Here is a 14366-nt window from a genome sequence, read left to right on the forward strand (position 1 = left end):
TTGATCCATTATATAGCTTAAAAGCACTTTCATAAAAATTATGTTATATTACGCACCGATTGTTCCTAATCAGAGTGAGCCTAAAAGCCTGTGAAACAAGTACGTGCATTTATTCAATCATTACTTGGTAGCATTCGAGACTTAGCCCCCATCATCATCGTTATTGCATTTTTTCAACTCGTAATTCTCCGCCAACCGATTCCTGATTTAGCCAATATTCTTGCGGGTGTAGCACTGGTCATGCTAGGGCTGACTTTATTTGTACAAGGATTGGAAATGGGGCTATTCCCGATAGGTGAAACTATGGCCTATGCCTTTGCACGTAAGGGAAGCGTGGTGTGGCTACTGATATTTGCTTTTTTACTTGGATTTGGAACAACCATTGCCGAACCCGCATTGATTGCGGTCTCGGCTGAAGCGGCTGATGTTGCTGCAACAGGTGGCGTTATAGGCAAAACCGAGCAAGCCAAAGCAGACTATGCAAATGGACTGCGTTTTACAGTTGCCTTATCGGTGGGGTTTGCAATCCTGATTGGGGTTATCAGAATTATTAAAGGTTGGCCTATTCATTATCTGATTATCATCGGGTATCTTGGCGTGGTGGTGATGACAGGTTTTGCGCCCGAGTGGATTATTGGTATTGCTTATGACTCAGGCGGTGTGACCACCTCAACCATTACTGTGCCACTGGTCACTGCATTAGGTGTGGGTTTAGCCTCTAGTATTAAAGGACGAAATCCGATGGTCGATGGGTTTGGCTTAATTGCTTTTGCCTCATTAACCCCGATGATTTTTGTGATGTTGTACGGAGTGATAACAAGCTGATGACATTACTTACCGAATTCTTATACCATTTTTTCTTCAATATCCTTAATACTTTAAAAGATGTATTACCAATTATTGGGATTATTTTAGGCTTCCAATTTTTTGTGATTCGCAAAAGCATTCCTAATTTTGGACGGGTGATGCTGGGCTTTGTATATGTGATTCTTGGCTTAGCCTTATTTTTACAAGGATTAGAACAAGCCTTATTTCCATTGGGTAAACTGATGGCAGAACAACTCACTAATCCTGCCTTTATCGTCCCCAATTTGGTTGAAGGTGAAGAGTATATAGTGCATTGGCCAGATTATTTTTGGGTCTATATCTTTGCTGCTGCGATTGGGTTTGCGACTACAATTGCAGAACCTTCATTACTTGCTGTGGCGATGAAAGCTTCAGAAGTATCGGGTGGTACAGTGACCTTGTGGGGTTTACGGATTGCAGTGGCGATTGGGGTTGCGATTGGGATTGCACTGGGTACATTTCGGATTGTAACGGGCACACCGCTGCATTATTATATTATCGCAGGCTATGTTATTGTTGTGATACAAACATTCTATGCACCACGTTCCATTATTCCCTTGGCTTTTGACTCAGGTGGTGTCACTACCTCAACTGTGACAGTGCCATTAGTTGCGGCTTTGGGTCTAGGTTTAGCGGAAACCGTACCGGGACGTAGTGCTTTACTCGATGGATTTGGATTAATTGCCTTTGCGAGCTTATTTCCTATGATGACCGTCATGGGCTATGCACAAATGGGACTCGCGATAGCAAAATATCGTGGTAAATTATCAGAATCAGACGATTAGAGATGAAACCATGCACTTTAAATTAATTATTGCTTTTATATCTGAAGATAAGACGGATAAGGTGTTAAAAACTGCACGAGAACGTGGTGCAACAGGTGCGACTGTGATTAATCACGCTCGTGGCGAAGGGTTGAAACCAACCAAGACCTTTTTTGGCTTAAGTTTGGAAACCCAACGTGATGTTGTCCTGTTTCTGGTTGAAGAGCATTTGTCACGTAAGATTTTAGAAAGTATCGCTGAAACTGGCGGCTTTGAAGAAGATGCTGGAGCAGGGATTGCTTTTCAGGTTGATGTTGAAGATGCGATTGGCATATCACATCAAATGCGTAAATTGACTCAAGTTGTAGGGGATGAAATATGAGCGATGAACAAAGCATTGTTCGTGTACGTGATGTCATGAAAACGGAATTTGACCGCATTGATGGCACTACCACGGTTTCGGAAGCATTGACTTCGATGCAACATCCAGAAGTGCGCTTATTTGTAGTGAATAAACGTGATGAAGATGACGAATTTGGGATGCTGTTATTATCTGAAATTGCGCGTGAAGTGTTAGCAAAAGACCGTTCGCCTGAGCGAGTCAATGTCTATGAAATTATGGTCAAACCTGTTATTACAGTATCGCCTAGAATGGATATTCGCTACTGTGCGCGTTTGTTTAACCGATTTAAAGTGTCTCGTAGTCTCGTTGTTGAAAATGATGAAGTGATTGGCGTGGTCAGCTTCACTGATATTGTATTGCGTGGCATGTGCAATTTATATAATGTGTGCCCGATTGGTTAAAACGGCTCACTTACATGATTTGTAAGACTGGCAGCCCTTACTAAAGGGTTGCCAGTTCAGGTTATTTTATCGTTTGGCTTTAATATAATTGAGCAAACCACTAACTGCATCATCAGCATTGATATGATGAGTTTTTCCTTCTAAATCAGGCAATAAAGTATTTGCAACTTGCTTACCTAATTCAACGCCCCATTGGTCAAACGGGTTTAAATTCCAGCAAACACCCTGCACAAAAGTTTTATGTTCATACAGTGCCAATAACGCGCCCAGTGTTTCAGGGTTTAAACGTTGATAAACCAGCACATTACTCGGTTTGTTGCCGATAAAAGTACGGTGTGGCAGTTGTAATGCAATTTCCTCTAAGGTTTCGCCTTTATCTTCCAGCATCTTTTCCGTTATTCCAGCCGAACGACCATTCATCAAGGCATCAGTTTGCGCCAGTGCATTGGATAAAGTAGCCGCTTCATGCGAATCTTTGTCATACACATTTTCAACGGCAATGATGAAATCAGCAGGCACAATATGGGTTCCTTGATGCAATAATTGATAAAACGCATGTTGGCCATTATTTCCCGGTGCACCCCACACAATCGGACAAGTAGCATAATCCACGGTCTCACCATCACGTGATATCTGCTTACCTAAACTTTCCATCACCAATTGTTGTAAATAAGGTGGTAATAATTCCAACGCAAAATCATACGGCAATACAGCATGAGTTTGGGCATTCTCAAAAAAGTTGTTATACCAAATCCCAATTAAACCTAACAATACAGGCATATTTTGTTCTAGTGGCGCGTTTTGAAAGTGTTTATCCATTTCATGCGCCCCTGCCAATAACTTTTTAAAATTATCCATCCCAATCATAACGCTGATGGACAAGCCAATGGCTGACCATAAAGAATAACGCCCGCCAACCCAATCCCAAAATTCAAACATATCATTGGGGTTAATACCAAATTCAATCACTTTCTCACGATTAGTGCTGACGGCTACGAAATGTCGAGCAATGGCGATTTCATTATTATCGGTCTTATTTAAAAACCAATTTCTAGCACTGTGTGCATTAAGCATTGTTTCTTGGGTCGTAAACGTTTTTGAGGCAATGATAAATAAGGTTGTTTCTGGATTCAGGTCAGCCAATATTTCTGATAAATGGGTGGCATCAACGTTGGAAATAAAATGGCATTTTAAACGCTCATGATGATAAGGTTTTAATGCACGCACCACCATTGCAGGGCCTAAATCAGAACCGCCAATCCCAATATTAACAATGGTTTCAATCGGTTTTTCAGTAAAACCACGCCAAATTCCATTGCGTACCGATTCCGCAAATTGTTGCATTTGATTTAACACCGTGTTGACTTTAGGCATGACATCTTCGCCATCAATATAAATCGGTGTATTACTACGATTCCGTAACGCGGTGTGTAAAACAGCTCGATTTTCAGTATGATTAATTTTTTCACCACGAAACATGCGTTCAATCCAAGTTTCTAATTGCGTTTGCTCTGCAAGTTTACACAATAAATCCACGGTTTCTTGAGAGAGGTGATTACGCGAGTAATCTAATAATAAGCCACATGATTCTAATGAAAATTGGGAAAAACGCTGAGGGTTTTGCTGAAATAAATCGTGTAAATGGATCGATGACAGGCTGATTTGATGTTGTTGTAATTGTTTCCAAATCTCAGTTTGTGTTATTGAATTCTTCATGGTGGTTTCCAAAATATTGTTATTTAATTTATTATATCTGAGGCAGTTTACAATTGTATTGAGGTCAAAGCAGAAAATCTACTCATAGCGATTGGTTTAAATATTGGATTGCCCTAATACTCTCAGAATTTGAGACCGATTTTCATAAGGAGAATATCATGCGTTACACTGGCCTTTTATCTTATTGGCTTATACTTCCCCTCTTTGCTCTAAACTTTACGGTGCAAGCTGATGATGATGCAACCCCATCAACAACCAATGAAGTTCAAACCGTAATTGAAGCATTAAGCCAACCTAAAGCAGCACCTAAGTTAACAGGTTCGCAATTGATTAAGGAGTTAAAGTCTGGTGGTTATGTGATTTTTATGCGTCATGCTTTGAGTGAAGAAGAAAATGATGAGTATGAAGTGGATTTAGAAAATTGTAAAACCCAGCGGAATTTATCTGAAAAAGGTAAAAAGCAGGCTAAAACAATTGGTAGTGCGGTGAAAAAATTAGGTATTCCGATTGGTGAGGTACATACCAGCCCTTATTGCCGTTGTGTAGATACTGCACAGTTAGTATTTGGTCAAGCGAATTCTCGCCCTGAGCTAACTTATGCTGCCGCTTTAGAAACCGAAGAAGAGCGTGCTGAATATTCTGACACCTTGTTACAATTACTAAGTATTGCACCTGAAGAAGGTAAAAATACAGTCATAGTGTCACATTCAGTGAATTTACAAGAAGCGACAGGGATTTTACCAAAGCCTGAAGGTGTAGTGCATATCTTTAAACCTACTGACGAGGGTTATGAGCATATTGGTGAAATTAAACCCGATTTTTGGGATATTTTCTTATTCACCGCACCTTAATTTTTTGTAAATAGCGAAATACCACAGGTCAGGGCTGCTAATCTTTTAAAAATTGTCAGTCCTATACTTCACACTGTTGCAATTTGTTTTTTTCTCGTTCCACGCAATGCGTGGAATGTTCCATAGACGCACTTGCGTCTTGATATTTTTTGATGGCGATGCACCGCGTTGTCACAAGTTAAAATTCATTTTTAGACGTAGTTCAGTATAAACCAATTTATCCAACACTGGACTCTCTGCAACAGTGAGTAATTTACCTTTTAATTCAATTCTCTCAAACAATAATGGCCTAGATATTTTTTAACAAATACAATAAAACCCATACTTTAAAAGCATTTTATACTTATAAATTATTGAAGTATTTTATATTTTTCAAAATCTGATTGATGAGCTGTCAAACAAATATATCTAAATCTATTGCAGTTTTACCAAAACAAGGTTAATTTTGTACGCTTTGCAGATTTTTAGCTTTCAGGACAAAATATAGTGAGCAACCATATTCTAGGCTTTTCTGCCATATTGGCTTATTTACTGGCAACTTCCTCAGGTTTATTTGTTTCACATTCCAACACACTACGTCGTCAAGCTGTACTTGCATTAAGTCTGATTGCCATCATATTACACGCATTGGTGCTACGCCAAACAATGGTGATGCCAGAAGGATTGAATTTAGGGTTTTTCAATGCAGTCTCATTGGTCTCATGGGTTATTGCATTGCTATTGATGCTGACACTGACTTCAAAACCGATTGAAAGCCTTATTGTGGTTTTATTTCCTTTGGCGGCGTTCTCGATTGGATTAGAACTCTATTTTCACTCAACAGTTCTGCTGATTAGCAATATTCCATTTGGCGTACAAATTCATATTTTTTATTCAGTCTTGGCATACAGTGTGTTAACAATTTCAGCACTACAAGCGATATTTTTATCCATACAAGATTATCAGTTACGTCACAAACGTCTTGGTTTTGTCATGCGTCAGTTGCCGCCATTACAGTTGATGGAAAGTTTGTTGTTTCAAATGATTGGCTTAGGCTTGCTGTTTTTAACCTTGAGCCTCATTAGTGGTTTTGTATTTTTACAAGATATTTTTGCACAACACTTGGTTCATAAAACGATTCTATCCATTGCAGCATGGTGGTTATTTGCTGTTTTATTATGGGGACATTGGCAATATGGATGGCGTGGACGGATGGTTATTCGTTGGCATTTACTCGGTTTTTTCATTCTTATGTTAGCTTATTTTGGTAGTAAATTAGTGCTTGAATTAATCCTACACAGGACTTGACAAATTTAAGTTAGTTAATACATTTAGTTTCTTTAGGGAATGCGCACAATACTTGCTTGCAATTAGATTTCTTTTTTGGTATAGGTGTGCAGCTTATTTTTATGAAGGAGAACACTCATGTCTGTTGCAGCAGAACAAATGAAACAAGTCAGTCAATCTATTACTGATTTTAAACCGTATCAACCTGCGTCGAATGAAGATTATATGAGTGACAAACAACTTGAGCATTTTAGCCAAATGTTGTTAGCTTGGAAGCAAGAACTTGTAAATGAAGTAAAACGTACTGTCGATCACATGAAAGATGATGCGTCAAACTTCCCTGATCCGAATGATAGAGCAAGTCAAGAAGAAGAGTTTGCTTTAGAGCTTCGGACTCGTGATCGTGAACGCAAATTGATTAAGAAAATTGATGAAGCCTTACATCAAATCGGCATTGGTGAATATGGCTATTGTGAAGCGTGTGGCGTTGAAATTGGTTTACGTCGTTTAGAAGCACGCCCAACCGCAACCAAATGTATTGATTGCAAAACACTAGATGAAATCCGTGAAAAACAATTGGCCTAATATTATTTAAACACTGCTTTTTTTAAATTGTACATCGGAAGATTTGCCCCATCACCTACGGGCTCACTACATTTTGGCTCATTGGTCACGGCTGTAGGTAGTTATCTACACGCCCGACAGCAAAATGGCCGTTGGTTAGTGCGCATTGAAGATTTGGACTCACCACGTGTTGTTAAAGGTGCAGATAAAGCAATTTTAAGCACGCTCCACCGTTTCGGCATGGATTGGGATGGCGATATTATGTATCAAAGCCAACGTCAACTAGCTTACCAACATGCCCTTGACGCTCTCACATCTCTGCAACTCATCTACCCTTGCACTTGTAGCCGTCAACGTTTGAAAGGCCAAATGTATGATGGCCACTGTAGGCAAAGCAGCTCTATCCCCAATCAGCCTCATGCGTTACGTGTCAAAGTAAATACGCTCTTATTGCACTTTTTTGATAATGTACAGGGTGAAATCAGCCAAAATATGCTAACGGAGATTGGTGATTTTATTGTCAAACGTAAAGATGGTTTGTTTGCTTATCAGCTAGCGGTTGTGGTTGATGATGCCGAACAAGGGGTGACAGATGTAGTACGTGGTTGTGATTTGTTGGATACGACCACACGGCAGTTATATTTACAGCAATTACTCGATTTTCCACGCCCGAATTACACTCATTTACCTGTGATGCTCAATGCTAAAGGCCTCAAACTGAGTAAACAAAACCATGCACCCACCATTGATGAACAGCCTATTCTACCATTGTTGTATCAAGCACTAGCGATGCTTGGGCAATTCCCACCCGCAGATTTAATCAATGAGAATATACAGATTTTTTGGGATTGGGCAATTGATAACTGGTCACTAGATAATGTGCCATTACAAGAGGGATTGGAAGTAGGATAAGTATGTGTGTTTGATAAAAAATCAGCCACATCTATCTAAATGAGAGAATGGGTTATGGTTACATAGGGACTGCTGTCAGCCTACGACACTGCTTTGCCAACAACAATAAGTGGAACTCCTAGTCATTTTACAACAACTAGGAGCTTGTATAGTCAATTTCGATTTGTATGTTAGGACTGGCAGTCCTTTTATACTTTAAATATCAATCACTTTTGAAATCTAGGACTGCCAGCCCTGTATTACTTTAAAATAAAACGATTATAATTAGACTTCAGATGCTTCTAGCTTACTATCTTGACCTTCTGTTGATTCAATTAACAAATCATCATCTTTGACTTGAACTGTTACATGTCCACCTTTTTCCAAATGCCCAAATAACAACTCATTAGCCAATGCACGTTTCACTTTGTCTTGAATTAAGCGAGCCATTGGGCGTGCACCCATTTTCGGATCATAGCCTTTTTTCGCTAGCCAGTGACGGGCTTCTTCATCCACTTGTAGCGTGACATTTTTCGCTTCTAATTGTGCTTCCAATTCAATCACAAATTTATCAACCACATGCGCCACAATGTCTAATGGCAACGAATCAAATTGTACAATAGCATCTAAACGATTGCGGAATTCAGGGGTAAACAAACGTTTAATGGTTTCCATTGCATCACTGGTATGGTCTTGTGGACTAAAGCCCATAGAAGAGCGGTTTAAGTCTTCTGCCCCAGCATTGGTCGTCATGACTAAAATAATATTACGGAAATCGGTTTTACGGCCATTAGTATCAGTCAATTTACCGTGATCCATCACTTGCAATAACAAGTTAAATACATCGGGATGGGCTTTTTCAACTTCGTCTAACAATAAGACCGCATGAGGAGTTTTGTTAATTGCCTCGGTCAATAAACCACCTTGGTCAAATCCAACATAACCTGGAGGCGCACCAATCAAACGCGAAACAGTATGACGCTCCATATATTCCGACATATCAAATCGAATTAATTCAATACCAAGAATCTTAGCAAGCTGGCGTGTCACTTCCGTTTTACCTACACCCGTAGGCCCTGCAAACAGGAATGAACCAATCGGTTTTTCTTGATTACCTAAGCCCGAACGACTCATCTTAATCGCAGTGGCTAAAGTTGAAATTGCCATGTCTTGGCCAAACACCACCATTTTCAAATCACGCTCTAAATTACGCAATACATCTTTATCAGATAGAGAAACTGTTTTTGGTGGAATCCGAGCAATCTTGGCTACAATGCTTTCAACATCAGTCACATTGATGGTTTTTTTGCGTTTTGATGGCGGCAATAAGCGTTGTTTTGCACCTGCCTCATCAATCACATCAATTGCTTTATCTGGCAAATGGCGATCATGAATATATTTATTGGATAATTCAGCCGCAGCCCGCAATGCAGGTTGAGCAAATTTGATTTCATGATGTTCTTCAAACCGAGATTTCAAACCTTTTAGAATCTGCACCGTTTCTTCAACACTGGGTTCAATTACATCAATTTTCTGAAACCGACGTGATAAAGCCCGATCTTTCTCAAAAATACCACGATATTCCTGATAAGTTGTCGAACCGATACATTTTAGTTCCCCTGAAGCCAATACAGGTTTAATCAAATTTGACGCATCCATCGCACCACCTGAAGCCGCACCTGCTCCGATAATGGTGTGGATTTCATCAATAAATAATACTGAATCAGGTTGTTTGCGTAATTGGGCAATCACGGATTTTAAGCGTTTTTCAAAATCGCCGCGATATTTTGTCCCCGCCAATAATGAACCCATATCCAGCGAATAAATAACACTTTCTTTCAATATTTCAGGCACTTTGCCCTCAACTATCATTTTGGCTAAGCCTTCAGCAATTGCCGTTTTACCCACGCCAGCTTCACCCACATATAATGGATTATTTTTACGGCGGCGGCATAAAATCTGTAATGTGCGTTCCACTTCGTATTGGCGACCGATTAACGGATCAATTTTACCCAAAACAGCTTGTTCATTCAGGTTGACGGTATAGACTTCTAGCGGATTTTTTGCAGGTGCAGACTCTGCCCCAACTTCCTCATCTTGCGAAATTGGAATATCCGTATTATCGTTATCAACCTTAGATATGCCATGCGAAATGAAATTAACCACATCTAAACGGGCAATATCTTGTTTGTCTAAAAAGTAAACTGCTTGTGATTCTCGTTCACCAAAGATAGAAACCAGCACATTTGCGCCTGTCACTTCCTTTTTGCCTGAAGATTGCACATGGAATACCGCGCGTTGTAATACTCGCTGAAAGCCCAACGTGGGTTGGGTCTCTCGTTCATCACGGCGTGATAATTTTGGCGTAGTGGTTTCTAAAAACTCCACTAAATCTTTGCGTAATGTGTCTAAATTCACACCACATGCACGCAATACATCAGCCGCAGTTGGATTTTCTGTCAAGGCTAAGAGTAAATGTTCGACTGTCATAAACTCATGCCGTTTTTGCTTCGCTGAATTAAAAGCATCACTTAATGTGAGCTCTAATTCTTTACTTAACATGCTCATAACTAACCTCACTTTTTAAGATAGACAGGTATTCATTCGTCGCTTTAACCTGCCATCTGTGATTCATATTTGCTCCATCGTACATAAGAGTGGATGTTGATTTTCTCGAGCGTAAGTATTGACTTGTGCGACTTTTGTTTCTGCGACTTCACGCGAATAAGTGCCACAAATCCCTTTTCCTTGTGTGTGAATTTGCCACATAACGCGACTGGCGGCTTCGCTGGGCATACCAAAAAACACTTCTAAAATATGCACAACAAAGTCCATAGGCGTATAGTCATCATTCATCAGTATCACTTTGTATAGAGGCGGTTTTTTTAGTTTTGGCCGCGCTTCTTCTACAACAAAGTTATCATCATAATCTGGGGTGCTATTGGGGGAATCTGCCATCGTTACAGCCGTACCTTAAAAATTTATGCTTTCACTATTTAGAAGCTATTATTGCTAAGGTTATAATGTTCATGTGTTTTTGACAATCCCTAGTGAATTTTTTTATTTCAAGTTATAAAAACAGTTTAGTTTGAGCTAAAAACACAGTATTTCAAGGCTTTTATTGTAAACTTATAAATAAATATAGTATAAAAACGTTGCTTAACAGCATGGTGGATAATTTTGGATATTTCAAGTATGACACAAGATAATCAGTATCAAGAAAAAACTTTTTTACCTTTAGGTTTATGGCGTTATTACACCATGGTTTTGTATGAAAGCCTGCTGTTATTTGCCGTATTATTTTTTGCAGGTATTTTAGTATTGCCACTTTCACATGCAGAAAATAGCCCAATTTATGCTTTATATCTTGGAATAGTTAGTTTTGTCTATTTTGCATGGCAATGGCGACGTTCAGGACAAACTTTAGCGATGTCAACATGGAAGGTACGTTTGATTCAAGATGATAGGGATGCGGGGACTAAAATCAGTTGGTGGCAAGCTGTCAGACGTTTTGTCGTGGCCAGTGTGGTTTATTTAAGTTTTATTTTAGCCTGCTATTGGTCATTTTCTTCAGAACCAATTATGTGGTTAGCTTCAGTCTTATGGCTTATTTTCTTTTTAAATACAGTAAGCCCTTGGTTCGATATGCAGCGTAGAATGTGGCAAGACTTGGCTTCAGGTACAAGATTGGTTCGAGAAGTGTGAGTATTTTTAACAGGACTCTGGGGTTATAACAAAAAAATATCTCCAACAGTTCTAATCTGTTTAATGAAGCTCTATCATCGTTGATTCAGCTTGCTTAAACATCAATATATTTAGATTTATCAAAGCAGTATATTCATATCATTTTTTTAAACACAAGTATTTATCATCGATGAAAAAATTAGATATTGAACAAATCATCCAAGCCCGTCTGCAAGATGCTAAAGTGTTATTAGATGCCTCAAGGTTTGATGGCTCTGTTTATTTATGTGGATATGCTGTGGAACTAGGTTTGAAAGCGTGTATTTGTAAAACCTTGCAATGGGATGAATATCCAACGACAAAAGGCTATCAAACATTTAAAACGCATGACCTTGATATACTGTTACATTTAACGGGACAAGAAAATAGAGTAAAGCACGAAATGTTTACTGAATGGTCAATTGTTTCAAAGTGGAATCCAGAGACAAGATATAGTGCAGTAGGTACTGTCACTCAAATCCAAGCAACAAAAATGTTCGATGCAACCAAAGCCTTTTTAGAGGTATTATGAAAGAATTACTAAAAAAATTTCAAAAAGCAGCACAACAAGTATCAGACTTGAAAGGTAGCTTTGATTTATTTGGCTTATTTCTACGAGAAGAAGCACCCAATAGATGGGATTTGCTCATTTCGGCAGACTGGGCAAAGGAAGACGAGGCTGCAGCCATTAACTTGTTAATAGAATATTTGCGTAAAGAACTCAGTGATAAAGAAATACTTCTGCTTTCAAAAATTGTCGTTTTAGATGAGTATGATTCTATTTTAAATACTACAAACCAAATGACGATTATGAAAGATAATATTGTGACATTATCAGATACTGTTTTCTCTGGTATTCCTATCAAAAAAGCTTATATTTTAGCTGCACAAAACACAAGTAGTGCTACCGTTTAATGACTCATTAATCCCATGCGAATCCTAATTATAAAAACCTCATCACTTGGCGATATTATTCATACTTTGCCAGCCCTAAGCGATATGGCAAAACACTATCAAACTTTGCACTGCGATTGGGTTGTAGAAGAAGCCTTTAGTGAAATTCCTACTTGGCATCCTGCTATCACTCGGGTGATCCCTGTGGCAATCCGCCGCTGGCGACAAAATCCATGGCAAATGTGGAAAAATAAAGAATGGCAACAATGCAAGCAAGTGATTCAACAAGAAAAATATGACTATATTATTGATGCACAAGGTCTATTCAAAAGTGCCGTATTGACCGCCCAAGCCCGAGGCATTCGTTGTGGCTTAGATGGTAACTCTGCCCGCGAACCGATTGCAAGCTGGTTTTATCATAAAAAAATTACTGTTTCCAAAGCCCAACATGCGGTGATGCGGACTCGTTTACTGTTTGCCAGTTTACTCAACTATGAATTACCCACGGCTGAACCTATTTATGGGATTAAAAACAGCTTTCAAGTTGAAAAACAGCCTTATATCATCTTTCTACACGGTACGACATGGAAAACCAAACATTGGTATGATGAAAACTGGAGTGATTTAGCAAAATTGGTAACCAATCGAGGCTATCAAGTGCGTATTCCTTGGGGAAATGAGATTGAAAAGCAACGTGCGGAAAAAATAGCCACCAGCCATGACAATATCCAGATCATTGAAAAAGGCAATTTACAGCAACTTGCCTCTGAATTAGCTCAAGCAAAAGCGGTTGTTGGGGTTGATACGGGATTGGCTCATTTGGCCGCAGCACTAGATATTCCAAGCGTGACACTGTACGGTGCAACTAAAGCAGGCTTAACAGGTACGATGGGACAACAACAAATCCATTTAAATGCCCAATTTCCATGCGCGCCTTGTCTTAAAAAACAATGTTCGTATAAAACCGCACCTTTGCCACCTTGTTACCAAGATTTATCAGTTGATCGTGTGTGGCGAAGCTTAAAAGATTTATTGTAGTTAACCTCGACATTGCCTATACTTACGCTTTTTGATGTCTCGCTACTGATAGAGTAATTTTGATGGAACAGTTTGTAGAGTTTGTAGGTAACCACCCACTTTTATTTGCCTCCTTTGCTGGCGTATTAGGGCTGTTAGTTTGGAATATCCTAGGCGATTCTATTCAGGGTATTAATAACATTACCGCCCAAATAGCCACTCTCAAAATTAATCATGATGATGCCATTGTGCTTGATGTGCGTGAAGACAACGAGTTTGTGGAAGGTCACATTCTCGACGCAATGCACATTCCTTTGGGTTCATTATCTGCTAAAATAAAGAACTTAGAAAAATACCGCCAACACCCGATTATCGTCAGTTGCCGCAGTGGTAACCGTTCTAGCCATGCTTGCAATATTTTGAAAAAGAATGAGTTTGAACAGGTTTTTAATTTAAAAGGTGGCGTTATCGCTTGGGAAACAGCGGGTTTACCATTGACCAAGGGTCGTAAATAATTTAAACACAAGGGGAAATATTGTGGCAGAAGCAAATGCACAAGGACAGAAGAGCGAACAATTTGACATCCAAAAGATTTATTTAAAAGATTGCTCGTTTGAAGTGCCCAATGCACCAAACATTTTTATAGTTCAAGATCAACAGCCCAGTCCAAAATATGAAGTGGCTTATGAATCTAAAGAAATACAAGCTGGAATGTATGAAGTGGTGCTTAATGTCACAGTGACTGTAATGCTTGGTGACCAAACTGCATTTTTAGTTGAAATCAAGCAAGCAGGCGTGTTTACTTTATCCAATATGCCTAAAGATAAATTGGCTTATATGATTAATGGTGTTTGCCCTAACGTCTTATTCCCTTATGCTCGTGAAACTGTTTCTGAGTTGATTACACGTGGTGGATTCACGCCTCTTTACTTGCCGTTAATGAATTTTGAAGGCATGTACGTGCAAAAATTGCAGCAAGATGGTAAGTTGCAAGTACCTGAAAATATGCAATCTCCTTCTGCACAGTAAA

The 14366-nt window shown here is 39.3% G+C and carries 17 protein-coding genes; 14 read left to right on the forward strand and 3 right to left on the reverse strand.

Annotation, left to right across the window (positions count from 1 at the left end; genetic code table 11):
* Positions 1-90: 90 nt before the first annotated feature.
* The 4 genes from ABXH34_RS00355 to ABXH34_RS00370 are packed head-to-tail and all read left to right on the forward strand — an operon-like array spanning position 91 to position 2414.
* Entirely contained in the window at positions 91-825 is a 735-nt protein-coding gene (locus ABXH34_RS00355; RefSeq protein WP_353569862.1) for a DUF1538 family protein, read from the forward strand.
* On the forward strand, positions 825-1631 hold the full coding sequence (locus tag ABXH34_RS00360; protein WP_353569863.1) for a DUF1538 domain-containing protein: 807 nt from the start codon (positions 825-827) through the stop codon (positions 1629-1631). The genes ABXH34_RS00355 and ABXH34_RS00360 overlap by 1 nt, the downstream gene beginning before the upstream one ends.
* A gap of 10 nt (positions 1632-1641) precedes the next feature.
* Positions 1642-1992, forward strand: coding sequence for a P-II family nitrogen regulator (locus tag ABXH34_RS00365; RefSeq protein ID WP_353569864.1), 351 nt, complete (start codon positions 1642-1644; stop codon positions 1990-1992).
* Positions 1989-2414 (forward strand): CBS domain-containing protein, encoded by a 426-nt coding sequence (locus tag ABXH34_RS00370; protein ID WP_353569865.1) that lies wholly within the window; start codon positions 1989-1991, stop codon positions 2412-2414. The genes ABXH34_RS00365 and ABXH34_RS00370 overlap by 4 nt, the downstream gene beginning before the upstream one ends.
* Before the next feature lie 66 nt (positions 2415-2480).
* Here ABXH34_RS00370 and pgi read toward each other — a convergent pair whose 3' ends face one another.
* Positions 2481-4130 carry a glucose-6-phosphate isomerase gene (gene pgi / locus ABXH34_RS00375; RefSeq protein ID WP_353569866.1) on the reverse strand — a complete coding sequence of 550 codons (1650 nt, stop codon included), beginning with the start codon at positions 4128-4130 and terminating at the stop codon, positions 2481-2483.
* A 158-nt stretch (positions 4131-4288) separates the two neighbouring features.
* Between pgi and ABXH34_RS00380 the strand changes: the two genes are divergently transcribed.
* From ABXH34_RS00380 to gluQRS, 4 genes are all read left to right on the forward strand, one after another.
* On the forward strand, positions 4289-4981 hold the full coding sequence (locus ABXH34_RS00380) for a histidine phosphatase family protein (protein WP_353569867.1): 693 nt from the start codon (positions 4289-4291) through the stop codon (positions 4979-4981).
* A gap of 486 nt (positions 4982-5467) precedes the next feature.
* Positions 5468-6268 (forward strand): cytochrome C assembly family protein, encoded by an 801-nt coding sequence (locus tag ABXH34_RS00385; protein ID WP_353569868.1) that lies wholly within the window; start codon positions 5468-5470, stop codon positions 6266-6268.
* 117 nt (positions 6269-6385) lie between these two features.
* Positions 6386-6832 carry an RNA polymerase-binding protein DksA gene (gene dksA / locus ABXH34_RS00390; RefSeq protein WP_353569869.1) on the forward strand — a complete coding sequence of 149 codons (447 nt, stop codon included), beginning with the start codon at positions 6386-6388 and terminating at the stop codon, positions 6830-6832.
* Between the two features lie 27 nt (positions 6833-6859).
* Positions 6860-7723, forward strand: a complete 864-nt coding sequence (gene gluQRS / locus ABXH34_RS00395; RefSeq protein ID WP_353569870.1) for a tRNA glutamyl-Q(34) synthetase GluQRS — start codon at positions 6860-6862, stop codon at positions 7721-7723.
* Between the two features lie 264 nt (positions 7724-7987).
* Here gluQRS and clpA read toward each other — a convergent pair whose 3' ends face one another.
* Together clpA and clpS are read right to left on the reverse strand one after the other, a co-directional pair.
* Positions 7988-10264, reverse strand: a complete 2277-nt coding sequence (clpA, locus tag ABXH34_RS00400) for an ATP-dependent Clp protease ATP-binding subunit ClpA (RefSeq protein WP_353569896.1) — start codon at positions 10262-10264, stop codon at positions 7988-7990.
* A 69-nt stretch (positions 10265-10333) separates the two neighbouring features.
* Positions 10334-10660 carry an ATP-dependent Clp protease adapter ClpS gene (gene clpS / locus ABXH34_RS00405; protein WP_353569871.1) on the reverse strand — a complete coding sequence of 109 codons (327 nt, stop codon included), beginning with the start codon at positions 10658-10660 and terminating at the stop codon, positions 10334-10336.
* 237 nt (positions 10661-10897) lie between these two features.
* On the opposite strand from clpS, the gene ABXH34_RS00410 reads away from it, so the two are divergent.
* The 6 genes from ABXH34_RS00410 (at position 10898) to secB (ending at position 14365) form a co-directional block, all read left to right on the forward strand.
* Positions 10898-11407, forward strand: a complete 510-nt coding sequence (locus ABXH34_RS00410) for an RDD family protein (RefSeq protein WP_353569872.1) — start codon at positions 10898-10900, stop codon at positions 11405-11407.
* 169 nt (positions 11408-11576) lie between these two features.
* Positions 11577-11957, forward strand: coding sequence for a HEPN domain-containing protein (locus ABXH34_RS00415; RefSeq protein ID WP_353569873.1), 381 nt, complete (start codon positions 11577-11579; stop codon positions 11955-11957).
* Positions 11954-12340: a hypothetical protein gene (locus ABXH34_RS00420; protein ID WP_353569874.1), complete on the forward strand. Its 387-nt coding sequence runs from the start codon at positions 11954-11956 to the stop codon at positions 12338-12340. Before ABXH34_RS00415 ends, ABXH34_RS00420 begins: the two co-directional genes overlap by 4 nt.
* A 15-nt stretch (positions 12341-12355) precedes the next feature.
* Positions 12356-13357, forward strand: a complete 1002-nt coding sequence (gene waaC / locus ABXH34_RS00425; RefSeq protein ID WP_353569875.1) for a lipopolysaccharide heptosyltransferase I — start codon at positions 12356-12358, stop codon at positions 13355-13357.
* 62 nt (positions 13358-13419) lie between these two features.
* Complete coding sequence (locus ABXH34_RS00430; RefSeq protein WP_353569876.1) at positions 13420-13851, forward strand: rhodanese-like domain-containing protein; 432 nt, start codon at positions 13420-13422, stop codon at positions 13849-13851.
* A gap of 22 nt (positions 13852-13873) precedes the next feature.
* Entirely contained in the window at positions 13874-14365 is a 492-nt protein-coding gene (gene secB, locus ABXH34_RS00435) for a protein-export chaperone SecB (protein ID WP_353569877.1), read from the forward strand.
* Position 14366: the final 1 nt, after the last annotated feature.

Origin of the sequence: Candidatus Albibeggiatoa sp. nov. BB20 (assembly GCA_016744725.1) — a bacterium.
Lineage (GTDB): Bacteria > Pseudomonadota > Gammaproteobacteria > Beggiatoales > Beggiatoaceae > Albibeggiatoa.